We start from the raw sequence: 24,046 nt of genomic DNA, 5'->3' as shown, positions 1-24,046 counted from the left end.
TTTCGGGAGAGGTCAGGGGAGTTCCACGGAGGCCACGGCCCCCTTGTCGTAGAAGAGGTAGGCGATCCCGCCGACCGGCAGCACCTCCGGCGGCCTCACCCGCTTCTCGATCGCGTAGCCCCACGACAGGTCGAAGTCCTCCTCCGCGACCCGGGGGCCCGGCGCGCCCGGCACCGCGACGCTCCTGGCCGCGCCCGGTTTCCCGTCGGCGCCGAGCCGCACGGTGTGGAGGGAGGAGAAGTCGGCGTACACGACCCGGTCACCGGCGACCAGCGGCGCCGACCACGCCTGCGCGAGCCCCTTCGGCGCGCCCTTCGCCGGATGGGAGGCGAGGACCTTCCCGGTGGCCGGGTCGAGGATCTTCAGGCCCCGGTCGAAGCCGATGACGGCGCCGGTGCCGACGGCCGTCGGGGTCACGGCGGAGACCGGGGCGGGCAGTGACCCCTTCGGGGCCAGGGTCCGCGCGTCGAGCAGGTGCACCCGGTTCTTCGGGTCGCGGCCGTAGGCGTCGTCGGCGCAGTAGCCGGTCGCGCCGAGGACCTTGACGGCACCGCAGGTCCGCGCCGCCGCCTCGACCTGCCCGAGCAGGGTGCCCCTCTTCCCGTCGTACGCGACGAGCCCGCCCTGGCTGTAGGCGTAGACGACGCCCCGGGCGTACGCCACCGGCTCGAAGGAGCGCCGCAGGGCGCTGGGCAGCTGGGCGTTGGTCAGCGCCTTCGACCACAGCTCCCGCCCGTCGGCCAGCGCGAAGGCCCGCAGGGCGATCCGGTCCGACTGGCCCGTGACGTGATCCGTCGCCGCGTAGACGACGCCGTCCCCGACGAGCGGGCGCCCGTCCCACAGCAGTTGGTGGCCGATGGCGGGCCTCCGCCAGCGGACCGCGCCCGTCCGCGCCTTGCGGACCTGGAGCTCGGACCCGCTGACGAGGGCCACGGCGGAGTCGTGGACGGTGGGGCGGCTGCTGTCGCCGCCGACGAAGTCGTGGCCGGTCGGGCTGATGTAGGTGCGGTCGGGGGTGTCCTTCGCCCGGCCCACCGACCACAGCCGCTTCCCGTCCTTCGGGTCCAGGGCCTCGAACCGTCCGTCCGTCGTCCTGCACACCAGCACCTTCTCCCCGGCGGAGCAGCCGAGCGCCGGGGCGGTCAGCTCTCCCTGCCAGGGCCGCCAGCCCGCCGGCCGCTGCGCCGTGTTCTGCGGGACGACCCCGGAGGCGTCGGCGAGCCCCCGGTCGTCGACGCCGGGGACGCGGGGCGCGGCGGGCGGGGCGGCCTGCACGGGCGGGCCGGGCTTCTTCGCGGGAGTCTCCTCGGGCCGGAGCAGGTACGCGCCGACGCCCCCGGCGACGACCGCGAGCGCCAGGGCGGCGGCGAGCGCCCGTCTCCGGCGGCGGCGCGGCGGAGCGGCGGGCGGGGCCGCGGGGAGCGGGGGCAGCGGCGCCAGGGTCGCCAGGGAGTGCGGTCCCGGCGCCGCCGGGGTCACGACCGGGCCGTGCGGGTCCACGGGCGGGGCCGCCAGGAGCGGTCCGCCCGAGGCCACCAGCTGGGCCAGCTCCCGCCCGTACTCGCCGATGTGCTCCCGTACGGTCTCCGGCCAGGGGAAGCGTCCGGGTGTGCCGCCGAGGAGTTCCGCGAGCGCACCGGGCGCGGGGCGGGCCGCCGGGTCGGCCGCCAGACAGGCGGCGACGGTCCCGCGCAGTTCGTCCGGCACCCGGTCCAGGTCGGCCTCGGCCTGGGAGACCCGGTAGAGGACGGCGGCCAGCGGTCCGTCGCCGAAGGGGTCCTCGCCGGTCGCCGCGTAACAGAGGAGCGAGCCGAGGCAGAAGACGTCGGAGGCGGCGGTCACCCGCCGGGCGCCCGCCACGTGCTCGGGGGACATGAAGGAGGGGGTGCCGACCATGACACCGGTCGCGGTCATGGTGGTGGCGGCGCTGCTGCGGGCGATGCCGAAGTCGATGAGGCGGGGGCCGTCGACGGAGAGCATCACGTTGCCGGGCTTGAGGTCGCGGTGCAGGACCCCGGCCCGGTGCAGGTCGGCGAGGGCGTGGGCGAGACCGGCGCCGAGCGCGCGGACGGCGTCGACGGGGAGGGCGCCGCCGCGCCGTACGGCCTGGGAGAGGCTGGGCCCGGGGACGTACGCGGTGGCCAGCCAGGGCACCTCGGCGTCCGCGTCACCGCCGACGGGCGCGGCGGCGTGGACGCTGTCGACGAGCGAGGCGACCCGTATCTCGCGGCGGAAGCGGTCCCGGAAGGCGGGGTCACCGGCGACGTCCCGCAGGACCGTCTTCACGGCGACGAAGGTGCCGTCCTCGGCGCCCCGGCCGAGGAAGACCTCGCCCATGCCTCCGGCGCCGAGCCGGGCGAGCACCTCGTACGGTCCGATCTGCCGTGGCGCGTCCGCGCGCAGCGGTCCCAGCACGTCGCCCTCCCCCTCAAGACGCGATGTAGGCCGCATCATCGCACGGGCGATCGCACGGACATACGAAACGAAGGGCCGGCCCCCGGGCGGGGGCCGGCCCTTCGCGGGCGGGGGTGTCTCAGCCGGAGTGGGGCTTCGCGCTGAGGATCCTCACCGTGGCCTTCTTGCCGTTCGGCAGCTCGTACTGGGCGTCGTCACCGGCCTTCTTGCCGTTGACCCCGACGCCGAGCGGCGACTGCGGCGAGTAGGTCTCGATGTCACCGCTCGCGTACTCGCGGGAGGCGAGGAGGAAGGTCATGGTGTCGTTCTCGTCGCCGTCGAAGGCGATCGTGACGACCATGCCGGGCTCGACGATGCCGTCGTCCGCCGGGGACTCGCCGACCTTGGCGTGCTGGAGCAGCTGGGTGAGCTGGCGGACCCGGAGCTCCTGCTTGCCCTGCTCCTCCTTGGCCGCGTGGTACCCGCCGTTCTCGCGCAGGTCGCCCTCTTCGCGCGCGGCGGCGATCTTCGCGGCGATCTCGGTACGCGCGGGACCAGACAGGTACTCAAGCTCGTCCTTGAGCTTGTTGTACGCCTCCTGGGTGAGCCAGGTGACGTTGTCGCTGGTCTGGGTCACAGGTGCTCCTCGTAGGTACTGGGAATACAAAGCATCGCCCTACTCCGGGAAGCGGTGCTCCCGGGTGGGCGAAACCACGAGCCTAACAATGAGTGGCGGAAAGCGGGAGGACATAAACCATCGGGATGGAGTCTCCCCAGGTCACCGTGGTGACTCGCCAGGACTCGACACCCGGTCCCTACCCACCGCTACCGGGACGTACACCCGATCAGTTCGGCGTTCGTCGCCTGGCTGGTGGTGCGGAGCGAGAAGACCTCGTCCACCCGCGCCGCCGGATCGTCGATCCTGACGTCCTTGCGGGCCACCTCGGCACCGTCCTCGGCGCGGGAGCGCAGGGTGCAGACGCCCTTGACGCCCTCGTCCTTGCGGATCTCCAGGTGCACCTGCACCTCGGTGGCGCTGACCACGTCGAATTTGATCATCTCGGCGCTGATCTTGCTGTCGACGACGTAGTGCCAGCCGAACCAGCCCATCAGGCCGAGGAAGAGGACGCCGAGGACCGCGCCCGTGATCTTGAGCTTGCGGTCCGCCGCCTCGTCCGCCGAACGCCCGTAGCGCCCCTCGGGCAGCTGCTCTCGCACCGCGGTCATGACCGTTCCTCTCGAAGCCGGGGGTGCCGGAATTTTCCCTCCCCCGATTCCGTCACTATAGAGACCACGCTCCGCGTCGAATCACTGAGGATCGAGTCTTGACTGAGCAGCTGCGGCTGATGGCCGTTCACGCCCACCCCGACGACGAGTCGAGCAAGGGCGCGGCCACGATGGCCAAGTACGTGTCCGAGGGGGTGGACGTCATGGTGGTGACGTGCACGGGCGGCGAGCGCGGCTCGGTCCTCAACCCCAGCCTCCAGGGCGACCCCTACATCGAGGAGAACATCCACGAGGTCCGCCGCAAGGAGATGGACGAGGCCCGCGAGATCCTGGGCGTCTCCCAGGAATGGCTGGGCTTCGTCGACTCCGGCCTCCCCGAGGGCGACCCGCTGCCCCCGCTCCCCGTGGGCTGCTTCGCCCTGGAGGACGTCGACAAGGCGGCCGGCGAGCTGGTCCGCAAGATCCGCTCGTTCCGTCCGCAGGTCGTCACGACCTACGACGAGAACGGCGGGTACCCGCACCCCGACCACATCATGACCCACAAGATCACGATGGTGGCCTTCGACGGCGCGACCGACGCGGAGAAGTACCCGGAGAGCGAGTTCGGGCCGGTCTGGCAGCCCCTGAAGCTCTACTACAACCAGGGCTTCAACCGTCCCCGCACCACCGCCCTGCACGAGGCGCTGCTCGCCCGGGGCCTGGAGTCCCCGTACGGCGAGTGGCTGCAGCGCTGGTCGGAGTTCGAGCGCAAGGAGCGGACGCTGACCACCTTCGTCCCCTGCTCCGAGTTCTTCGAGGTCCGCGACAAGGCGCTCCTCGCCCACCGCACCCAGATCGACCCCGACGGCGGCTGGTTCCGGGTCCCGATGGAGCTCCAGAAGGAGGTCTGGCCCACGGAGGAGTACGAGCTCAGCAAGGCGCTGGTGCCGACCTCCCTCCCCGAGGAAGATCTCTTCGCGGGCGTCCGGGACAATGCCTAGCATGAGCGCACATCTGGCACTGACCCAGCTGGTCCCCTTCGCCGCCGAAGAGCTTGACAAGAACAAGGTGACCCCCGGCGTCCTGGGCTTCGTCGTCTTCGCCGTCCTGGCCGGTTCCGTCTGGCTGCTGATGAAGTCGATGAACCGCCACATGGGCCGGGTCTCCTTCGAGGAGGCCCCGGACCCGTCGGCAGCCCCGGACACCCCGGCCGCCACCCCGGGCAAGTAACGCCTCCCCCCGGAGGCGCGCCCCCGCACACCCCCCCCGCCGCGAGGTCCCCGGACCTCGCGGCGGAACCCGTGCGCACGCCCCCGGCGCGGACCGCGACCACACGGGGCGTCTCCCGCCGCCGGGTGCCGGGCCTGGCGGTGCGGGGCGTCTCTCGCGGCCGTACGCCGGGTCTTGGCCACGCGGGGCGTCTCCTGCTGCCGGGTGCCGGTGCCGGGTTCCTGGCTGTGTGGGGTGTCTCCCGCAGCCGTACGACAGGTCCTGACCGTCCTGCCACCGGGTGCCGGGTCTTGGCCGTGTGGAGTGTCTCCAGCCGCCAGGTGCCGGAGCCTGGTCATGCGGGGCGTCTCCTGCCGCCGTCCGCCGGGTCCTGGCCGTGTGGGCGTCTCCCGCCGCCGGTGCCGGGTCTGGCTATGCGGGGTGTCTCTCGCAGCCGTATTGCCGGGTCTTGGCCGTGTGGGTGTTTCCCGCCGCCGGTGCCGGGTTCTCCTGGCGGTGCGGGGCGTCTTCCGCCGCCGTACGCCGGGTCCTGGCCGCGCCGACCGTCTCATGCCGCGCCGGGCCCTGGCCGTGCTGTGACCGCATCCGGCCTCGACTGTGCCGGGCCCTGGCTGCGCCGGTGTGACCCACTGGGGCCCGGCCATGCTGGGCCTTGGTCACGCCGGGCGTCTCGCACCGTCTCGTGCCCGCCCCTGTCCGCACCAGGTCCCGGACGGGACGGGACGGGCCGTGGCCGCATCCGGCCGTGACAGTGCCGGGCTTCGACTGCGTCGGTCTTGTTCTGCACAAGGTCTTGGTCGTGCCAGCAGGCCTCTCCGCAGCCCCATGCCAGGCCTCTTTTGCAGCCCCATGCCAGGCCTCTCCCGCAGCCCCGTGCCGGGCCGTCACCCGGCCCCGTGCCGGGCCTGGCTGTGACGGGCCGTTTTCCGTCACCTGGCCCCGCGCCCAGCCCTGGCTGTCGCCACGACCCACGCCCGGCCGGGCTGCCTCGCTCGGCCCTTGCCTCCGATCGCCTCCGACGCCCCGGCCGACATCGGGCCTCCCACCGCCATCCCGTGTCTCGTCCTTCGCCTCCCCGGCCCATGTCCCACCGGACCTCTTCGGCCACCCGGAGCCCGCCCCACCACTCCACTTCCCACAGCCCCACCTCCTGGCCTCCACCGCCCCAGCCGGAGCTCCAGGACTCCGCCTTCCACCGCCCCAGCCGGGAACTCCGGGACCCCGCCTTCCGCCGCCCCGGTCCGCCCCGGGCCCTCTCCGGCCCGCGCCTCGCGCTTTCCCTCGGTCGTACCGCCCCGCCCTGGCGACCCCCGCCCCAAGCTGTCCGGAACGGATCAGACCGCCCCACGCCCGGCCGCCCTCCATCGCCCCGCAGTTCACCCTTTCGGGCCCCGGCCCTCCGCGAGGCCACGCCCCCGACCACCCTTCCCTCTCTCCCCTCCCCGAGCCGCCCATAAAAAATCCCCCGGTGCTGGCCGAAAAAGGCTGAGAATTCCGCGATACGCCAGGTCTGCCGCTCAGCGGACACCAGAAGACTCGGCTTCTCTTGACGATTTCTCGGAGGTCTGTTTATGGTCGGTCGCCGACCCGGGAATTCAAGGAATCCGTCCCCGGCAGGCCCCGGGGGGAGTGGTGCGGCACTCGGGTTCCCGCGCCGACCGCGCGGCGTCTGCCTCGGCCGCGCGCCGCCGTCACGCGGTCCGGCAGGTCGGCGGCGAAAGACGAATGATCCGGTGAAAGGGGAGTAACGGATGCGGAACGCGCCACACACGAAAACCGCCCGGGGAACATCCGGTGGAGCATTCCAGCCCACGGTGATCGGGCGGCAGCCCCCGACGGCAGTCGACACCCCATTCCTCCGCGAGGGATTCATCCTCAGCGAGGAATTCAAAGGGGCCGGACATCCGGGGGGGAGGACCGGTCCGGCGGTGTCCGCCGAGCGGCACGGCGCACCGCGTCACCCGCGCGCACGCGGCGCACCGCGTCACCCGCCCGCACGGCCGCCGACGCGTGCGACCGACCGGACGTGATCCCCACCGCCCCCACCCCGTACGACACGCACGGCACGGACCGGACGACACGGGTCAGGCGGTACCGCGTACCGACCGCCCAGGTCCCCGGCGCACCCCACGGGCGCCCTGCGTGAACGACAGCGCCCGGACGGCCGCCGAGGCCAGACCCGGCCCGCCGGGAGGCCCCGGGGCGGCCGGATCGTACGCGGGAGAGCCCCACGACGCCCGCTCGCGCGAGACGCTCGTCGTGCCGGAGCGGCCGTGAGCGACGTGCCCGCGCTCGCCGCGGAAGGCGCCACGGTCGTCCTGGACGGGACCACGCTCCTGGCGCCGACCACGTTCGCCGTCCCGCCCGGCGGCTTCCGGTGCCTCGCCGGAAGCAACGGCTCGGGGAAGACGACCCTGCTCCGCGCCTTCCTCGGGAGCCGCGGACTGACCGACGGCGCGGTCCTCGTACACGGCGAGGCCGTCGACCTGGCGAAGCCCCGGCACCGACGGCTGGTGGCCTCCCTCGTCGACCCGGTGCCCGTCGCCCGGGACATGACAGTCCGGGAACAGGTGAGCCTGGTCGCCGCCTCCTGGTACGGCAACACCCCGGCGACCGCCGAGCGCTCCGAGGAGATCATCGGGCGTCTGGGCCTCACCGCCCTCGGCACGCGCTTTCCCGCCCAGCTCTCCTCCGGGCAACTCCAGCTCTTCAGCCTCGCGCTGACCCTGGTCCGCCCCGCCGACGTCGTCCTGCTCGACGAACCCGAGCGGCACCTCGACTCCGACCGCGTCGCCCTCGTCGCCGCCCTGCTCGCCGAACGCGCCGGAGAAGGCACCTCGTTCCTGGTCGCCACCCACGAGACGGTCCTGATGGAAGCGGGCGACGGCGTCCTGGAGCTCGGATGACGACGGACACCGTGACCGCGACCGGAGCCGGCCCCGGGGACCGCGTCCACGCCGTACGGCACGGATACGCCCGCCGAGGCGACCGCGTCACCCCGCAGGACCGGGCGTACACCGTCTACCTCGCCGTCATCCTCACCCTCGTGTACGTGGCACCGGTCGTCCACCTGATGCGGACGACCCGGCCGCTCGTCCCCCTGGAGACCGCCGCGACGGCGACGCCCGTCGTCTGCCTGGTCGCGGCGGCGGCCGTCTGCGGCGCCCAGCTCACCGGCCGCTTCTGGGGACCGCTGGTGCTCAAGCCCTTCCTGCTGTACGTGTTCCTGTCCACGGACCTGTCCCCGGCCCAGTACCTCGGTACGATCGCCCGCCGCCGCCTCGCCTTCGCGGGACTCGGCACCCTGCTCACGGTGTCCACGGCGGCCTTCCTCCTGACCGATCTGTTCGACGACCCCGGCGGCGCGCTCCTCCCGCAGGGCGTGGCCGTCGCGGTGGGCATCGGCGCCGTCGCCCCCTCGGCCTGGCTGTGGGGCCAGGTCCGGACCGTCCGCGACAACGTCCTGCTCGCCGCCGCCGTGGCCGCCGCCGCGCTCGTCGTGGCGCTCCTCGGCCGGTCCGCCCCCCTCGGCGGGGGAGGCCTGTGGCTCGTCGCCGGAGTCCTGGCGGTCGCCGCCGCTCTGCTCGGCCGGTCCGCCTTCCGGTCCGTCCGTACGGTCGACCTCGCCCGGCTCACCCGCGACGCGGCCCGCGCCGCCGAGGCCCAGACCTTCGCCTGGACCGGCACGCTCCACCACGCGCTCGACCTGTACCGCCCGGAGCCGCGCGGCTTCGCCTCCGCCCTCACCCGCCCGGACGGACGGCTGCGCGGCCACCTCGCCCAGGGAGCGGTCCGCGCGCTCCGCACCCGGGGCCGCGCGGTCGCGGCCGTCGCGTTCCTGTCGGCCGGGGGCGCGCTCCTCGCCCTCGGTGTAGGGGAGCCGGACGCCAGGACGGCGACCGGGGCCTGGCTGCTCGGCGCGGTCGCCGTGTACTGGGGGTCCGGATGGGTCGGCGAGACCTGGCGCGGCCTGCGCGACGAGCTGACCCTGGCCCCGCTGCTCGGCGAGCGCTGGGGCGGGACACTCGCCCGCACCCTGGCGTGGCCGGTCGTCGCAGTGACCGTCACGGCGGGCCTCGCGGGCACGCTCACGGCCCTCGCACGATGGCCCCTCCCGAGCGGGCGACCGGCCGACGCACTGCTGCTCGCCACGGCTTCGATGGTCCTCGTGCTCGGCGCCAGGTTCCTCCGCGAGATGAAATCGCACCTGCCCGCAGAGCTGCTGCTCCCCGTCATCACGCCCCTGGGCGACCTCTCCGGCCTCCGGGTCTTCGTCTGGCAGTTCGACGGACTCTTCGTCGTCCTGGCCGGTGTCCTCCTGATGAACGGGACCCAGTCCGCGCCCGCCGCCCCCCTCACCGCCCTGGGCGCCACCACCTACTGCCTCTGGGCAGGCCTGCGCCGAACAGGAAACCCCCTCCGCTCCCTACCCACCCGCCTCCGCCACACCTGACACTCCGACGCGAGCCCGCGAAGGCAGGGCAGGATGGGCCCCATGCCGAACCGACTGGCCCATGAGACCTCCCCGTACCTCCTCCAGCACGCCGACAACCCGGTCGACTGGCAGCCCTGGTCAGCCAAGGCCTTCGAGGAGGCCCGACACCGGGACGTCCCCGTGCTGCTCAGCGTCGGCTACTCCAGCTGCCACTGGTGCCACGTCATGGCGCACGAGTCCTTCGAGGACGAGGTCACGGCCGCGTTCGTCAACGAGAACTTCGTCGCCGTCAAGGTGGACCGCGAGGAGCGGCCCGATGTCGACGCGGTCTACATGGAGGCCGTGCAGGCCGCCACCGGGCAGGGCGGCTGGCCGATGACCGTCTTCCTCACCCCCGACGCCGCCCCCTTCTACTTCGGCACCTACTTCCCGCCCGAGCCCCGGCACGGGATGCCCTCCTTCCCCGAGGTGCTCGAAGGCGTCCGGGACGCCTGGGCCGACCGGCGCGAGGAGGTCGGCGAGGTCGCCGACCGCATCGTGCGCGACCTCGGGAGCCGCTCCCTCGCCCACGGCGGCCAAGGCGTCCCCGGCGAGGAGGAACTCGCCCAGGCCCTCCTCGGTCTCACCCGCGAGTACGACGCGAAGCGGGGCGGCTTCGGCGGCGCCCCCAAGTTCCCGCCGTCGATGGCCCTGGAGTTCCTGCTCCGCCACCACGCCCGCACCGGCTCCGAGGGCGCCCTCCAGATGGCCGCCGACACCTGCGAGGCGATGGCCCGCGGCGGCATCTACGACCAGCTCGGCGGCGGCTTCGCCCGCTACGCCGTGGACCACGCCTGGGTCGTGCCGCACTTCGAGAAGATGCTGTACGACAACGCCCTGCTCTGCCGGGTCTACGCCCATCTGTGGAAGGCCACCGGCAGCGACCTCGCCCGCCGGATCGCCCTGGAGACCGCCGACTTCCTGGTCCGCGAACTGCGCACCCCCGAGGGCGGTTTCGCCTCCGCGCTCGACGCCGACAGCGACGACGGCACGGGCGAACACGTCGAAGGCGCCTACTACGTGTGGACCCCGGAGCAGCTGACCGAGGTCCTCGGCGAGCGGGACGCCGCCCTCGCCGCCGCCCACTACGGCGTCACCGAGGACGGCACCTTCGAACACGGCAGCTCCGTGCTCCAGCTCCCGCAGGACGCGGGCGTCGCCGACGCCGGGCGGATCGCCTCGATCGCCGCCCGGCTCCTCGCCGCCCGGGAGGAGCGCGAGCGCCCGGGGCGCGACGACAAGATCGTCGCCGCCTGGAACGGCCTGGCCGTCGCCGCCCTCGCCGAGACCGGCGCCCTCTTCGACCGCCCCGACCTCGTCGAGCGCGCCACCGAGGCCGCCGACCTGCTGGTCCGCGTCCACATGGACGAGACCGCCCGCCTGACCCGTACGTCCAGGGACGGCCGGGCGGGCAGCAACGCGGGCGTCCTGGAGGACTACGCGGACGTCGCCGAGGGCTTCCTCGCCCTCGCCGCCGTCACCGGCGAAGGCACCTGGCTGGAGTTCGCGGGCTTCCTCCTGGACATCGTCCTCGACCGCTTCACCGCGGAGGGCGGCGCGCTCTACGACACGGCCCACGACGCCGAGGCCCTGATCCGCCGCCCGCAGGACCCCACGGACAACGCCACCCCGTCCGGCTGGACCGCCGCCGCCGGAGCGCTGCTCTCGTACGCCGCCCACACCGGGTCCGAGGCCCACCGCGCGGCGGCCGAGGGCGCCCTCGGGGTCGTCAAGGCCCTCGGCCCCCGAGCGCCCCGCTTCATCGGCTGGGGACTGGCCGTCTCCGAAGCGCTCCTCGACGGGCCCCGGGAGATCGCCGTCGTCGGCCCTCCCGGCGACGAGGTCTTCCGCGAACTGTGCCGTACGGCGCTCCGCGCGACCGCCCCCGGCGCCGTCCTCGCCTTCGGCACCCCCGACAGCGAGGAGTTCCCGCTGCTCAGGGACCGCCCGCTGGTGGCCGGTGCGCCCGCCGCGTACGTGTGCCGCCACTTCACCTGTGACGCGCCGGTCACCGACCCCGCCGGGCTCCGCGCGAAGCTCTGAGCCCGGCCCGCCCCGGGAACGGGACGGCCCCGCCGCCCCTCCGGAGAGGGAAGGCGGGGCCGCACCGCGCGGAGCGGTGTCGCTCAGCTGTTGCCGGCGCCGTTGCCCGAGAGGATCGGGATGTCGTCCAGGATGTGCGACAGCGGCTCGTCGCCCTTGGCCTGGGTGGAGTTCTCGGTGCACTGCTGGTTCTGCGGGGAGGACAGCACGTTGACGTCCTGCACGGCGATCGGGATGAGCCCGATGAGCGAACCGGCGTTGACCTTGGCAGGCAGGCCGATGCACGGCTTGTTCAGGGAGCCCTGGACGAGCGCGAACTGCGGGCTCATGTTGCCGTAGGTCGCGGAGTTGCCGAACTCCTGCTTCGCCCCGTTGCCGCTGAGCGAGGTGGTGCCGCCGTCGTCGGCGATGGCGAGCGCCTGGCCGGCACCCGCCGCCGTCGCGCCGAGGACCGACGCGGCCACAGCAGCCGTAGCCAACAGCTTCTTCATGGTTCAGGCCTTTCGGATTGTGGCCCGCTGAGTGGCGAGCCGCGCTGATCAACTGGCGGGAGGCCCGGAGGTTCCGCGATGTCCACCGGACGGACTACGGGCAGATGAGCGAAGCCCCGCCGGCGGGCCGGTAGACGGCCGCCGGGATCTCGCTCGGCCCGACGGCGTCGGCGGGCGGCAGCGGCTCGTCCCGGCCCAGCCGCCCGAACACCTCGGCCGCCCCCTCCTCGTCCCAGGCGACGGTGGACCCGACGCCCTCGATGTCCGGGTTGAACCCGCGTACGGGTACGGTCGCGAACGCGGTACGAGCCGTGGAGAGGTTCTTCAACCGCCGCGCCAGTACGACGAGTTCGGCGGCGGAGATGCCCCGGTCGGCCGCGCCCGTCCCGCGCAGGGTCGCGGCGAGGGCCTTCAGCCGCTCCGGGTCGCCCAGCACGCCGTCGCGCAGTCGCTCCAGCGTGTTGACGACGAACTGCTGCTGCTTCCGGATGCGGCCGAAGTCCATCTGCCCGTCGGCCCGCCGTGACCGCACGTACTGGAGTGCCTCACCGCCGCGCACGCGGGTGGTGCCGGGCGCCAGGTCGATGCCGGTCACCGGGTCCTTGAGGGGCTGCTCCGTACAGATGGGGACCCCGCCGTCGATCCGGTCCACGGTGTCCATGAAGCGGCGGAAGTCGATCTCCAGATAGCGGTGGACGGGGAGCCCCGTCATCGACTCGACGACCTTCGTGGTGAAGGCGGGACCACCCTCCGCCCAGGCGTTGTTGATCTTCGCGGGGTGGTCGTCGTGGGCCTTTCCGGTACGCCGGTCGTCGTGCGGTCCCGGGAGGGTGGTGAGCGAGTCGCGGGGCAGGCTCACCACGTCCATCCGGTCGTCGGCCGCCGAGACGTGCACGAGCATCATCACGTCCGTGCAGTCGCACTCGCGCCCACCGAGCCGGTAGCGCTCCTTCTCCTCCTCGGTGACGCCCTTGCGGCTGTCGATGCCGACCACCAGCAGGTTCAGCCCGTGTTCGGGGGCCGGGAGGTCGTCGGCCGCGGTGGCGAGGGCGCCGGGGACGAGCGTGGCGAGGGCGGTGAGCGCCGCCGGGACGAGCAGCGGACGCCGGGCCCACCGTGCACGTGGGAGATTCATGTCCGCACGTTATTTCGATCGTTCTCGCACAGAGATACGCGACGCGACATGAACAGGGCGAATCACTCTCCTGCGGCGCCTGTGTCATGATGCGGGAATCGCAGCGGAAGGAGCGAAGATGGCGCCGGATCCCGGGAAATGGGAACGGATGGCCTTCATTCCGAAGAGCCGATATGTGAGTGATCCCGCCCCCGCCGACCGCACGCCGTTCCCGGTGTACGCGGCTCTGGTCAACCAGTGGACGCAGTCGGGAAGGGCGGTCCCGGGAATGCCGGACCGGGAATGGGAGCGCCTGATGGCGACGCCGGTCTGGCCCACCTGGTAGGGAGACCGGGAAAGACGAGAAGACGAAAGGGGCCGCCCCGGAGGGCGGCCCCTGACGTGTGGACGTCGTCGCGTCGCGACGGTGGGGGTCAGCTGTTGCCGACGCCGTTGCCCGAGAGGACCGGGATGTCGTCCAGGATGTGCGACAGCGGCTCGTCGCCCTTGGCCTGGGTGGAGTTCTCGGTGCACTGCTGGTTCTGCGGGGAGGACAGGACGTTGATGTCCTGGACCGAGATCGGGACGAGGCCGATGAGCGAACCGGCGTTGAGCTTGGCCGGCAGGCCGATGCACGGCTTGTTCAGGGAGCCCTGGACGAGCGCGAACTGGGGGCTCATGTTGCCGTAGGTGGCGGAGTTGCCGTACTCCTGGTGCGCGCCGTTGCCGCTGAGCGAGGTGGTGCCGCCGTCGTTTCCGATGGCGAGCGCCGGGGAGGCGACGGCGGCGGTGGCGCCGACGATGGAGACGGCCGCGGCCGCAGTGGCCATAACCTTCTTGATCACGGGAGTTCCCTTCTAGAACCGGCTCCGTGCAGGGAGCGACCTGATCAACTGGACAAGGGCGCAAGGGTTCCGCTGTGTCACTCCCTTGGCGGAGCGCACTCGGCAGCGCGAAGTGCGCGCCCAGTCGAAAGGGTGAAGGGCCGGAACCAAAGCCATCGGGCGCAGTTGATCCCGTCGCATCAATCAGCTCGATTGGTGGGAACAGGAACGGAATCACCGTGATCAAGAAGATTATGGCGGCTGCGGCTGTGACGGCCTCTGTTGTCGGCGCCACCGCTGCGGCGGCCTCCCCGGCGCTCGCCATCGCCGACGACGGTGGCACGACCTCGCTCAGCGGCAACGGCGCGAAGCAGGCGTTCGGCAACTCCACGACCGCGGGTGACTTGAGCCCCCAGTTCTCGGCGGTCCAGGGCTCGCTGAACAAGCTCTGCCTCGGTGTCCCCGTGAAGGCGAACGCCGGTTCGCTCATCGGCCTCATCCCGATCGCCGTGCAGGACGTCAACGTCCTCGCCTCGCCGCAGAACCAGCAGTGCGCGGAGAACTCCACCCAGGCCAAGGGTGACGAGCCGCTGTCGCACATCCTGGAGGACATCCCGGTCCTCTCGGGCAACGGCGTCGGCAACAGCTGACCCGTACGGCGCGCGACTGGGCCGGAAGAGGGCGGAGATGCTCTCTTCCGGCCCTGTTGTATGGGCATTGGAGTGAATGAGCAAGTCTCTCCGTTGTGTCGGTTTCCTTTTTGAGGGATGTTCGTTGTGTTCCGTGAGTCTTCCGCTATCGAAAGGACGCAGACGAAAATGAACTGTAAGAAGGCTGCTGCTGTCGTCGCCGGAATCATCATGGCCATGGGTGCGGCCACGCCGGCCTTCGCCGACGCCGAGGCGACGGGTGCGGCCATCGGTTCGCCCGGTGTCCTCTCGGGCAACGTCGTCCAGGTCCCGATCCACGTGCCGATCAACATCTGCGGCAACAGCATCAACGTGCTCAGCGCGCTGAACCCGGCGTTCGGCAACACCTGCGTCAACGCCTGAGTCCCACCAGGACCTCAGGTACCGGGGCCGGTCCCGGAGAGTGAGAACTCTCCGGGACCGGCCCTCGGTCATGTCCGGACCCGTGCCGGACCGGGCCCGGGGCGTGGCTCCGGGCCGCCCGGTGGCCATTTCCGGGGCGGTGGGCCGCCGGTCTTCCTTGCCGTGCGGGTGAGCGCACCGACTTCGCCGGGGTTCATGCCCGGACTCCGCACGAATTTCCTGACCACCGGTGCCCCAATTGGGCGATCAAATACACCGATGGCCCAATGGCCAGAGGCGAGCCGCGTTCACGGTCGGCTCATTAGGAATACTTTCGGAGCATCGGATTGACGGTTCATCAAAAAGTGTGTGACGTAGAGGAGTGGCCATGGGAACTTCCCGCCGGAGAACATCGAGAGTGTGGCTGGGGGTCTTCACCGCCGGTCTCCTCGCCTCGGGATCGGTCGTGCTGGCGTCCCCGGTCCGCGCCGCGGAGTCCCCCTCGACCAGGGACCCCGGCCCCTCGCTCACCGGTGCCATGGGAGCCTTCCTCGACTCGGGCCCGCTCGGGGTCGCCCGTATCGGACAGTTGGAACGCTGGCTCGGCGGGCGGGAGCTCCGCGTCGGTCACACCTATCTCCCCGGCGACCTGTGGCGGAACATCGAAGGTCCCCCGGGCTTCCTCGACGCCTGGGCGAACTGGCGCAACGCGAAGTCCGACCGCATGTTCGTCCTCAACGTGCCCATGCTGGAGCGCAACGAGGCGGGGGTCTCCGACGCGGAGGTCCGCAGACAGCTCCGGCTCGGCGCCGCGGGCTACTACGACCACCACTTCAAGGCCCTCGCCCGGCGCCTCGTCGGCCTCGGGGCGACCGACACGGTCGTCGTTCTCGGCTGGGAGATGAACGGCACCACCTACACCCACCGGTGCGGACCCGACCCCACCTCGTGGAAGAGGTACTGGAACCGGATCGTCACCGCGATGCGGTCCGTGCCCGGCCAGCGGTTCCGCTTCGACTTCAACCCGAGCCGTGGTCTCGACGCCGTGCCGTGGACCCAGTGCTACCCGGGCGACGACGTCGTCGACATCATCGGGATGGACTCCTACGACCAGCCGCCCGGTTCGAGTTTCGACCAGCACGTGAGGGAGCCGTACGGGCTCCAGAAGCAGGTCGACTTCGCCGCCGAGCACGGGAAGCAGATCTCCTATCCGGAATGGGGCCTGTTCCGGAACGGGGACAACCCCGTGTACATGCGCCGGATGCTGGAATGGATGAAGCAGCACAAGCCGCTCTACCAGACGATCACCGACTACTGCCCGCACGGAGTCTGGCAGTGCGACGACAACCCGAGGTCGTCGGCGATGTTCCGTCAGATGCTGTACGGCACGGGGCCGGGGCTCCCGACCGAGCCGACCGAGCCCACGCAGCCTACGGATCCGACCGATCCCACTCAGCCGACTGATCCGACGGACCCGACACGGCCGACTGATCCGACGGAGCCCACCGACCCGACGCGTCCGACGGACCCGGTCGATCCGACGAAGCCGAAGCCCAAGCCGGAACCCAAGCCGGAACCGAAGCCCGAGCCCAAGCCGGAACCGAAGCCGGAACCGAAGCCGGAACCGAAGCCGGAACCGAAGCCGGAACCGAAGCCGGAACCGAAGCCGGAACCCAAGCCGGAACCCAAGCCCGAGCCGAAGCCTGAGCCGAAGCCTGAGCCGAAGCCCGAGCCCAAGCCGGAACCCAAACCCGAGCCCGAGCCGGAACCGAAGCCGGAACCCAAACCCGACTGTTGGACCGTCAATCTCGGTTCCTGGGTGGAGAGTTGGATCGGGGGGCCCGTCTGTGTCCCCAGGGACTCATGGAAGGACAAGGTCGATCTCGGCTGGAAGGACGCGCTGAAGGGCGTCTGGCCCTTCTGAGCCGTCCCGGACGGTGTGACGGAGCGGCGGGGGAGGTCTCACCCCCCGCCGCTCCCCGCCGTCCGGCCCGACAGGCGGCCGATCAGCCGCCCCGTCCGGGTTCCCTCGCGGACCTGCCGGGCCGCCCAGCGGCGCGCTCCGGCGGCGCCCGCGCGCAGCCACAGCAGCGGGGCCGTACCCCGGCCCGCCAGCATCAGCCGCTGGTTGCCCACGGTCTCGGGCCGCCAGTGCCGCTTGTACTCCTCGGTGCCCCGCAACATGCTCAGGGTGACCCGGCCGCCGGCGCTGGTCTCCCCGGCGCCGTGCCGCAGCAGCATCGTCGCCACATCGACCTTGCGGGCCCGCAGCGCCGGATCGGCGCCGTACAGATAACCGCCCGCGAGCCGGGGCGACATCAGGGTCAGATCGGCGGCCACCACGTCCCCGGCCAGCCGGAACTCGGTGACCATCGCGTCCCCGCGCTCCACCATGGGCCGTACGGCACGGGTGAGGTGCTGGGCGAACCGCTCGCTGGTGTGCTCGGCGGTCACCCCCCGCCCCTCCCACTGGAGCCGATGGAGCCTCAGGAGGCGGTCGAGGGCGGCGGGCACCTCGGGGCCGCCGACGACACGCGCGTCGATGCCCAGGGCGTCCAGCTTGCGCAGCTTGGCCCTGACCCGCTGGGCCTTCCCGGAGGGGATGCGTTCGAGGAGGCCCTCCATGGGCACGGCGGGCAGTTCCAGACAGAGCGAGTCGGGCAGCCGTCGGCGCGGGCCCCGCCAGTGGACGAGGACCCGTTCGCTGGCCGCCCCCGGCCGTACCTCCCGCAGATCGACCACCGCGCCCCGGGCGGCCCGCGCGATGCCCCGGGCCAGCGCGGGCGCCGCCGCCGGGCAGCCGTCGTCGACGAGCACGTCCGTGAAGTCGGTGATCTCGCCGCCGAGCTGGGTGAGGACCGGCAGCGGCCCCCGGGCCCGCATCAGGGGCGCGGCGGCCACGAGTGCGCCGCCCGCGTCCCGTACGAGCACCACCCGCAGCGCGCCGGGCCTGCCGTACGAGAGCCACCAGGAGTGCAGCCAGGCGTGGGACTGGAAGGGGGTGGCGGCGGAACAACGCCCGTACAGCGCCGTCCACTCGGCCGCGATCCGCCCGAACCCCGTCTCGTCACGGCACACCTCGATCCGCGGGTCCGCGGGGGTCCTCGCGCTCACACCGCCTCCGGCTGGTGCGCGGCGGCCGGGGCGGGCACGGCGGTGGACGCCGGGACGGCCGGTGCGGCGGGCTGCCGGGAGTGGCGGGCCTCGCCGCGCGCGGCGGCCCGCCTCGGGCGGACCAGCAGGGCGAGACCGCCGAGCAGACCGCCCGCGCAGCCGCCGACCAGCGCGGAGAGCGACGCCGAGGGCGAGACCGGGGCGACCGGCTCGGTGGCGCGGGAGAACTGCACGACCTTCACGCCGGTGCTGCCCGCCACGTGCGAACTGTTCAGGACGAGCGCGCGGGCCACCCCGTCGGCCATGGCCACGGCCTTCGAGGACTTCTCCGCGCGGGCGGTGATCGAGATCATCGGCGCGTCCGGCGAGGTCTCCGCCCGCACGCTGCGGCGCAGGGTGGCGGCGGTGACCCCGGCCCACACCTGGGCGTCGCCGGTCACCGCGATGTCCGTGGCGACCCGCCCGTACGCCTGCGCGAAGCCGAGCGCGCCCGAAGGGTCGGACTTCTCGGCGGGGACGACGATGACATAGCTGGTCGCCGCGTACTGCGGGGTCGTCAGGGCCCCGTAGCCCCCGCCGAGCACGGCTCCGGCGAGGGCGGCGGCGGGCAGCACCGCCCACCGGCCGGGGCCGCGCAGACCGGCGGGGAGGGAGACGCGGGGTGGGGTGGTCTTCATGGGACGGTCTCTCACTTCGCGGAGGAGGGGGTGCCGTGGACGGCCTGGTCGTAGAGGGACAGCAACTGCCGTGCGCTGTGCGCGATGTCGTAGTGGCGGGCGGCCGCCGGGACCGGGAGCCGGGCGGGTCCGGCGGCCCGGACACCGCGCAGGGCGGCGACGAGCTCCGGCACGGAGGCGCCGGTCCTGCGGGCGCCCGGGGCCGCGTCGGGTCCGAGGTCCTCGACCGCAGGGCAGGCCGCGTACAGCACCGGCAGTCCGGCGGCGAGCGCCTCGACGACGGCGAGCCCGAAGGTCTCGTCCGGGGACGGGGACACGAGGACGTCCATCGCGGCCAGCAGACCGGGCAGCGAGGGACCGGCCGAGCCCGCCGGGAGCGGGTCCGCGCGGGCGCCCGTGAGCAGCACCCGGTCGGCGGTCCCCAGGGAGCGCGCCAGCTCCAGCAGCTCCGCCCGCCGCTCGCCGTCGCCGACGAGCAGCAGCCGGGCGTCCGGCACCTCGGCTACCGCCCGGACCAGCAGGTCGAACCGTTTCCCCGGCGCCAGCCGCCCCACCCCGCCCACCACGTACGCGTCCCCGGGAACGCCGAGGGCCCGCCGGGCGCGGCGCCGGGCGGCGGAGTCGAAGGCGAAGCGGTCCGTCTCGATGCCGTTGGGTACGACCCGGATACGGTCCCGGGGCACCCCCCAGTCGGCGAGCCTGCGGGCCACGCTGGACGAGACGGCGACCGTGGACGTGCCGAGCCGCTCCGAGGCCAGATACAGGGCGCGGGTCCCCGCCGACAGCGGACGGCCCTCGATCTGGGTCTCGCCGAGGGAGTGCTCGGTGGCGACGATCCGGCGCACCCCGGCCAGCCGGGCCGCCGCCCTGCCGTACACGCACGCCCGGTACAGATGCGTGTGCACCAGGTCGTACCGGCCCCGGCGGACGATCCCGGCCAGCCGGGGGAGCGCCCCGAGGTCACGGTTCCCGGCCATGCCCAGATCGGTGACGGGGGTGCCGTCGGCCTCGATGCCCTCGGCGACGGCGCCGGGGTTGGTGAGGGTGACCACCCGGCTCTGGACCGGGAGGTGCCGCAGCAGCAGCCGCAGCTGCTGCTCGGCGCCGCCGATGCCGAGCCCGGTGATGACGTGCAGGACCTTCACGGCGTCACCACCGCCGCGGGGCCGGGCGCGGCGGCCGGCAGATCGGCGGGCCGGCGGCGGCGCAGCGGGTGCAGGACGCGCTTGGCGGTGAGCCGCCAGGAGGTGTCGTCCTCGCCGATGTGGACGCGGGGCAGGGCGTACGCGCCGGTGTGCGGGCCCGGGTCGATCGCGCAGGCGTACCGGTACCCGGCCGCCCGCACGGCACGGACCGCCCGTGGGTCGACCTGCCCGTACGGGTAGCAGAAGCCGTCCACGGGGCGGCCGGTGATCTCCTCCAGGAGGATCCTGCTCTCCCGGGTCTCGGCGGCGAGGGCCGTGTCGTCGGCCTCGGGGAGCGACACATGGGTCAGCCCGTGCGAACCGATCTCCATGCCCGCGTCGGCGATCCGCCGGATGCCGTCCTCGGAGAGCAGCGGCTTGCGCGGCCCCGCCGAGTCCCAGCCGTTCTCGCCGTCGAGCCGCCCCGGCAGCGCGTACACCGTCGCCGTGAACCCGTGTCTCAGCAGCAGCGGCAGCGCCGAGTCGACGAAGTCGGCGTAACCGTCGTCGAAGGTCAGGCCCACGAGCCCGCGGGCGCGGCCCTCGGCGGTGGCGGCGAGCAGTTCGCGGACCGAGACCCCGCGCAGTCCCCGGTCGCGCAGCCAGTGCAGCTGCCGGGCGAAGCGCACCGGGGAGACGGTCACGCGGTACGGGTCGTCAGTGGTGTCCGCGATCGAGTGGTACATCGCCACCCACAGGGGCGGCCTCACCCACGGGGGCGGTTTCGGCAGCATTCGGCGCAGCGCGGTGGCGGCGGGCATCGGGGTTCCTCCTCCGGTAGGTGGTGCGGGGCAGCGGCAGGATCTCGGGCGCCTCGGGGACGCAGCCGAGGAAGACGACGAAGACGCCGACGACGACCAGTCCCGCGACGGTGACGGCGAGGAACGCGGGGCCGATCGCGACCGAGGCCAGCCAGCCCGCGCCGGTCGCCCACGCGCCCGCCGCGGCGAGCCGCAGCAGCCTTCCGCCGAGCCGCCCGGCGCGCACCGGGACGGCCTGCCGGTGCGCTCCGCGCAGCAGCAGCAGCGCGGTGAGGGTGATGCCGAGGGCGTTGGCGGCGGCGATGCCGACCGCGCCCCAGTGCTCGGCGGCGGGTACGCCCGCGGCGGCGGTGGTGGCGAGCCCGGCGCCCATGGCGGCGGCCGGGTACCAGAGCGGGCGGGCGGCGGAGAAGTAGCAGCGGACGAGGGCGCCCACCATGGTCTGGCCGAGCAGCCCGAGCGCGTACACCCGCATCACGGCGGCGGTCGACGCGGTGTCGGAGCTTTCGAACTGCCCGCGCTCGAAGAGGAGTTCGACGATCCGGGGGGCGGCGGCGATCACCGTGGAGGCGCCGACGAGGACGACGACGGCGGCGAGCAGCAGGTCCCGCTCCACCTGGCGGCGGGCCTTCTCCGCGTCGCCCGCCGCGAGCGCCCGCGCCACCGTCGGGAAGCTGACCGTGCACAGCATCAGCGAGAGGATCATCGGCATCTGCGCCACCTTCTGCGCGTAGTTCAGATGCGAGATGGCTCCGGCGGGCAGCGGTGAGGCGAGGAACCGCTCGATCAGCGTCTGCGACTGACGGCACAGCGAGAACGCGACCACCGGCGCGACGAGACCGAACAGCAGGATCCGGGCGTCGGCACCACCCGACGACCCCGACGACCCCGACGACCCCGACGACCCCGACGACCCCGATGAACCGACTGAACCGACCGAACCGAATGAATCGGACGGACCTGACGGACCGGATGTCCTTGGTGACTCAGGTGACTCAGGTGACTCAGGTGACTCAGGTGACTCGGGTGTCCTCGGCGGCGCCGGGCGGGTGCGCAGCTCCCGCAGCAGCGAGGGGGCCTGGACCAGGACCATCAGGACCCCGCCGACCGCGACCCCGGCGGCGGCGGACCGCACCCCCCACGGCTCCCGCAGCACCAGGACGGTCCCGATGATGCCCACGTTGTAGGCCACGTAGATCATCGCCGGAGGAATGAAGCGACCGTGCGCCCGCAGCGCCGCCGAGCAGTAGCCGACCAGCGAGAACGTCAGCACGCACGTCCCCGTCAGCCGTGTGCAGTCCACCGCGAGCGCCGGATCGGGCAGCCCCGGCGCGAGGGCCGAGACCAGCAGCGGGGCACCGGCGATCAGGAGCGCGGCGGCGACGCCGAGGACGAGCACGATCCGGGGCAGCGTGCCCCGCACCAGGGCGCGCACCGGATCGCCGAGCGTGCCGCCGGAGCGGCGGGCCAGCGCCCGCGAGAAGGCGGGCACCATGATCAGTGCCATGGCGTCCTCGACCAGCAGCGTCGAGGCGAACTCGGGGACCGTCCACGCCACCAGGAACGCGTCGGTCTCCGCCCCGGCCCCGAAGTACCCGGCCAGGATCTGGTCCCGTACGAGTCCCAGCAGCGCCCCGACGGCGGTGAGCCCGGCGGTGACGGCGGCGGCCTTCGCGAGGAACCCGCGCCCGGGGGACGCGCCGCCGCGCCGCTCCCGCACGCGGGCGTGCGCCGGGCGGTGCGGAGCGGGGGCCGGGGCCGGGCCCCGCGCGGGGACGGGCGGGGGGCTCGGGTGCGGGACCGGCAGGGGCTCCGGCGGGCCCTCCCGTACGACGGGGGAGTCGGCCCGCACGGCGGCTTCTCCTCGTACGGCGGCTTCTCCGCGTGAGAAGGCGGCCTCTCCCTGGACGAAGGAGACGTCTCCCCGTACGGAGGTTCCTCCTGGTGCGAAGGACGCGTCTCCCCGTACGGCGGCGGCCTCTCCCCGCCCGCCCGGGTCCTCCCGCGTCCCCCCGCCCCCGTTCCGCCCCGGCAGCACGACGGCCTCCGGGGGCCACGGAGAGTCCGTGGGTCCCGGAGGCGCGGGCGGCCGGAGGCCGGTGGGCGGGGCGTCGGGGGGCGGGCCGCCCGAGGGGCGCGGCCCGCCGGGGGCGTCCGTGGGTTCCGGTTCTCCGGACCGGGGGTCACGCACGCCGGACCCCCGTGAGGGCCCACCAGGCCGCGAGGCCCAGCACCACGGACATCAGGACCGTGGAGGGGCCGCCGATGTCCGCGTAGAAGAAGTCGACGAGCTGCCAGCCGAGCAGCCCGGTGGCGACCAGGGCGCAGTCCGGGCCGAGCCGCCACCCGCGCAGCCCGAGCACCAGCAGCGCCACCCAGCCGCCGGCCAGCGCGAGCAGTCCGAACAGGCCCTGCTCGCTCAGCACCAGGAGGTACATGTTGTGCGGGGAGAGCAGCGGCTGCCGCTGGAACACGGCCCCCGCGCCCGCCGTGTCGCTGCCGGAGGACAGCGCGAGCGAGGCGTTCGAGTCGCGGTACGCGGGGAAGCCCTTCAGACCGATGCCCGTGACCGGCTCCGTACGCCACATCCGTCCGGCCGCCGCCCACATCGTGTACCGGTCGGTGACCGACTGGTCCGGCGCCGCCGCCACCCGCGTGATGCTGGTGACCCGCTCCTGGACCATCGCCGAACCGACGCCGAGACCGCCGACCAGGACCACCCCGAGCGCCCCGGCGGCGAGCGCCACCCGGACCGCCCGCCGGGGCCCCGAAAGCAGCAGCTGCGCCCCGCAGGCGAGGACGGTCGCGATCCACGCGCCCCGGCTGAAGGACAGCACGAGCGGCACGGACAGCAGTACGGCGCAGCAGAGCGCGGCCGTCCGCGCCCGGCCCGCCCGGGAACCGAGCGCGATCCCGGTGACGACGACCAGACCGTACGAGACGACCGTCGCCATGCCCATCACATCGGTGGCCCCGAAGGTCCCGACGGCCCTGATGTCCTCGCCCTGGTAGGAGGCGCCGGTGCCGGTCAGGTACTGGACGACGCCCACCGCGCCCTGGAGCAGGGCGAGTCCGACCAGTCCCCAGGCGACCACGGCGAAGTCCCGCCGGTCGCGGATCATCAGGAGCACGGCCGCCGGGACGAGGACGAAGATCTGGAGGTAGCGGGCGACGCCCGGCAGGCTCGCCGCCGGGTCGTTCGACGCGATCGCGGCCAGACAGATCCCGAGGACCGGCAGACCGAGGACGACGGCGGCGGTCCGGGTCAGCGGGCGGGCACCGCCGCGCAGCACCCGGACGAGACAGACGAGGACGAGCAGTCCGGAGGCCGCGTCGGCGACCGTGCCCGTACCGCCCGTACCGCCCGTACCGCCCTGGGCCCCGCCGCCGCCCGGGACGAGCAGCAGCGCGATCACGGCGAGGACCGGGGACAGGGCCCCGGCCCTGCGGGTCCAGTCGCGGACGTCGGGGGTGACCGCGGGCACGGTCAGGGCCGTGGCCAT

Annotated in this window: 21 protein-coding genes; 9 read left to right on the top strand and 12 right to left on the bottom strand. The window is 73.3% G+C overall.

Going from position 1 to position 24,046, the window contains the following annotated elements; translation table 11 throughout:
- Positions 1 to 12 precede the first annotated feature (12 nt).
- From ACIO92_RS28885 to ACIO92_RS28875, 3 genes are all read right to left on the bottom strand, one after another.
- On the bottom strand, positions 13 to 2,415 hold the full coding sequence (locus ACIO92_RS28885) for a PQQ-binding-like beta-propeller repeat protein (RefSeq protein WP_402283351.1): 2,403 nt from the start codon (positions 2,413 to 2,415) through the stop codon (positions 13 to 15).
- 118 nt (positions 2,416 to 2,533) lie between these two features.
- Positions 2,534 to 3,031, bottom strand: a complete 498-nt coding sequence (greA, locus tag ACIO92_RS28880) for a transcription elongation factor GreA (protein ID WP_351791362.1) — start codon at positions 3,029 to 3,031, stop codon at positions 2,534 to 2,536.
- Between the two features lie 188 nt (positions 3,032 to 3,219).
- Entirely contained in the window at positions 3,220 to 3,621 is a 402-nt protein-coding gene (locus tag ACIO92_RS28875) for a DUF4307 domain-containing protein (protein WP_366439953.1), read from the bottom strand.
- 98 nt (positions 3,622 to 3,719) lie between these two features.
- On the opposite strand from ACIO92_RS28875, the gene mca reads away from it, so the two are divergent.
- From mca to ACIO92_RS28850, 5 genes are all read left to right on the top strand, one after another.
- On the top strand, positions 3,720 to 4,601 hold the full coding sequence (mca, locus tag ACIO92_RS28870) for a mycothiol conjugate amidase Mca (RefSeq protein WP_366439954.1): 882 nt from the start codon (positions 3,720 to 3,722) through the stop codon (positions 4,599 to 4,601).
- Positions 4,594 to 4,830: a hypothetical protein gene (locus tag ACIO92_RS28865; RefSeq protein ID WP_366439955.1), complete on the top strand. Its 237-nt coding sequence runs from the start codon at positions 4,594 to 4,596 to the stop codon at positions 4,828 to 4,830. Before mca ends, ACIO92_RS28865 begins: the two co-directional genes overlap by 8 nt.
- Positions 4,831 to 7,103: 2,273 nt before the next feature.
- Positions 7,104 to 7,736, top strand: coding sequence for an ATP-binding cassette domain-containing protein (locus ACIO92_RS28860; protein ID WP_401240719.1), 633 nt, complete (start codon positions 7,104 to 7,106; stop codon positions 7,734 to 7,736).
- Positions 7,733 to 9,283, top strand: coding sequence for a hypothetical protein (locus tag ACIO92_RS28855; protein ID WP_402283347.1), 1,551 nt, complete (start codon positions 7,733 to 7,735; stop codon positions 9,281 to 9,283). The genes ACIO92_RS28860 and ACIO92_RS28855 overlap by 4 nt, the downstream gene beginning before the upstream one ends.
- 42 nt (positions 9,284 to 9,325) lie before the next feature.
- Entirely contained in the window at positions 9,326 to 11,347 is a 2,022-nt protein-coding gene (locus tag ACIO92_RS28850; protein ID WP_366439958.1) for a thioredoxin domain-containing protein, read from the top strand.
- Positions 11,348 to 11,430: 83 nt separating this feature from the next.
- Here the strand turns inward: ACIO92_RS28850 and ACIO92_RS28845 are convergent, their stop codons facing one another.
- Positions 11,431 to 11,838: a rodlin gene (locus ACIO92_RS28845; protein WP_366439959.1), complete on the bottom strand. Its 408-nt coding sequence runs from the start codon at positions 11,836 to 11,838 to the stop codon at positions 11,431 to 11,433.
- 94 nt (positions 11,839 to 11,932) lie between these two features.
- Positions 11,933 to 12,973, bottom strand: coding sequence for an LCP family protein (locus tag ACIO92_RS28840; protein WP_366439960.1), 1,041 nt, complete (start codon positions 12,971 to 12,973; stop codon positions 11,933 to 11,935).
- Positions 12,974 to 13,148: 175 nt separating this feature from the next.
- Here ACIO92_RS28840 and ACIO92_RS28835 point away from each other — a divergent pair, with 175 nt between their 5' ends.
- On the top strand, positions 13,149 to 13,298 hold the full coding sequence (locus tag ACIO92_RS28835) for a hypothetical protein (protein ID WP_366439961.1): 150 nt from the start codon (positions 13,149 to 13,151) through the stop codon (positions 13,296 to 13,298).
- Positions 13,299 to 13,386: 88 nt separating this feature from the next.
- Here the strand turns inward: ACIO92_RS28835 and ACIO92_RS28830 are convergent, their stop codons facing one another.
- Positions 13,387 to 13,797: a rodlin gene (locus ACIO92_RS28830; protein WP_351791330.1), complete on the bottom strand. Its 411-nt coding sequence runs from the start codon at positions 13,795 to 13,797 to the stop codon at positions 13,387 to 13,389.
- Between the two features lie 218 nt (positions 13,798 to 14,015).
- Here ACIO92_RS28830 and ACIO92_RS28825 point away from each other — a divergent pair, with 218 nt between their 5' ends.
- From ACIO92_RS28825 to ACIO92_RS28815, 3 genes are all read left to right on the top strand, one after another.
- On the top strand, positions 14,016 to 14,426 hold the full coding sequence (locus ACIO92_RS28825; protein WP_366439962.1) for a rodlin: 411 nt from the start codon (positions 14,016 to 14,018) through the stop codon (positions 14,424 to 14,426).
- Between the two features lie 168 nt (positions 14,427 to 14,594).
- Entirely contained in the window at positions 14,595 to 14,828 is a 234-nt protein-coding gene (locus ACIO92_RS28820; RefSeq protein ID WP_366439963.1) for a chaplin, read from the top strand.
- Positions 14,829 to 15,195: 367 nt separating this feature from the next.
- Positions 15,196 to 16,731, top strand: coding sequence for a hypothetical protein (locus tag ACIO92_RS28815; RefSeq protein ID WP_402283343.1), 1,536 nt, complete (start codon positions 15,196 to 15,198; stop codon positions 16,729 to 16,731).
- A 38-nt stretch (positions 16,732 to 16,769) separates the two neighbouring features.
- On the opposite strand, the gene ACIO92_RS28810 is transcribed toward ACIO92_RS28815, so the two are convergent.
- The 6 genes from ACIO92_RS28810 to ACIO92_RS28785 form a co-directional block, all read right to left on the bottom strand.
- Positions 16,770 to 17,921, bottom strand: a complete 1,152-nt coding sequence (locus tag ACIO92_RS28810; protein ID WP_402283341.1) for a GNAT family N-acetyltransferase — start codon at positions 17,919 to 17,921, stop codon at positions 16,770 to 16,772.
- A complete protein-coding gene (locus ACIO92_RS28805) occupies positions 17,918 to 18,598 on the bottom strand; it encodes a lipopolysaccharide biosynthesis protein (RefSeq protein WP_402283339.1) in 681 nt (226 codons plus the stop codon). The genes ACIO92_RS28810 and ACIO92_RS28805 overlap by 4 nt, the downstream gene beginning before the upstream one ends.
- Positions 18,599 to 18,609: 11 nt before the next feature.
- Positions 18,610 to 19,743, bottom strand: a complete 1,134-nt coding sequence (locus tag ACIO92_RS28800) for a glycosyltransferase (RefSeq protein WP_366439965.1) — start codon at positions 19,741 to 19,743, stop codon at positions 18,610 to 18,612.
- Complete coding sequence (locus tag ACIO92_RS28795) at positions 19,740 to 20,543, bottom strand: polysaccharide deacetylase family protein (protein ID WP_401240738.1); 804 nt, start codon at positions 20,541 to 20,543, stop codon at positions 19,740 to 19,742. The genes ACIO92_RS28800 and ACIO92_RS28795 overlap by 4 nt, the downstream gene beginning before the upstream one ends.
- Positions 20,440 to 22,395 (bottom strand): lipid II flippase MurJ, encoded by a 1,956-nt coding sequence (locus ACIO92_RS28790; RefSeq protein WP_402283337.1) that lies wholly within the window; start codon positions 22,393 to 22,395, stop codon positions 20,440 to 20,442. The genes ACIO92_RS28795 and ACIO92_RS28790 overlap by 104 nt, the downstream gene beginning before the upstream one ends.
- A 331-nt stretch (positions 22,396 to 22,726) precedes the next feature.
- A complete protein-coding gene (locus ACIO92_RS28785) occupies positions 22,727 to 24,046 on the bottom strand; it encodes an O-antigen ligase family protein (RefSeq protein ID WP_402283335.1) in 1,320 nt (439 codons plus the stop codon).

The sequence above is a fragment of the Streptomyces sp. NPDC087215 genome (assembly GCF_044744885.1).
Lineage (GTDB): Bacteria > Actinomycetota > Actinomycetes > Streptomycetales > Streptomycetaceae > Streptomyces.
Note: the sequence above shows the minus strand (reverse complement) of the source record. Positions and strands in the feature narration are given on the sequence as shown.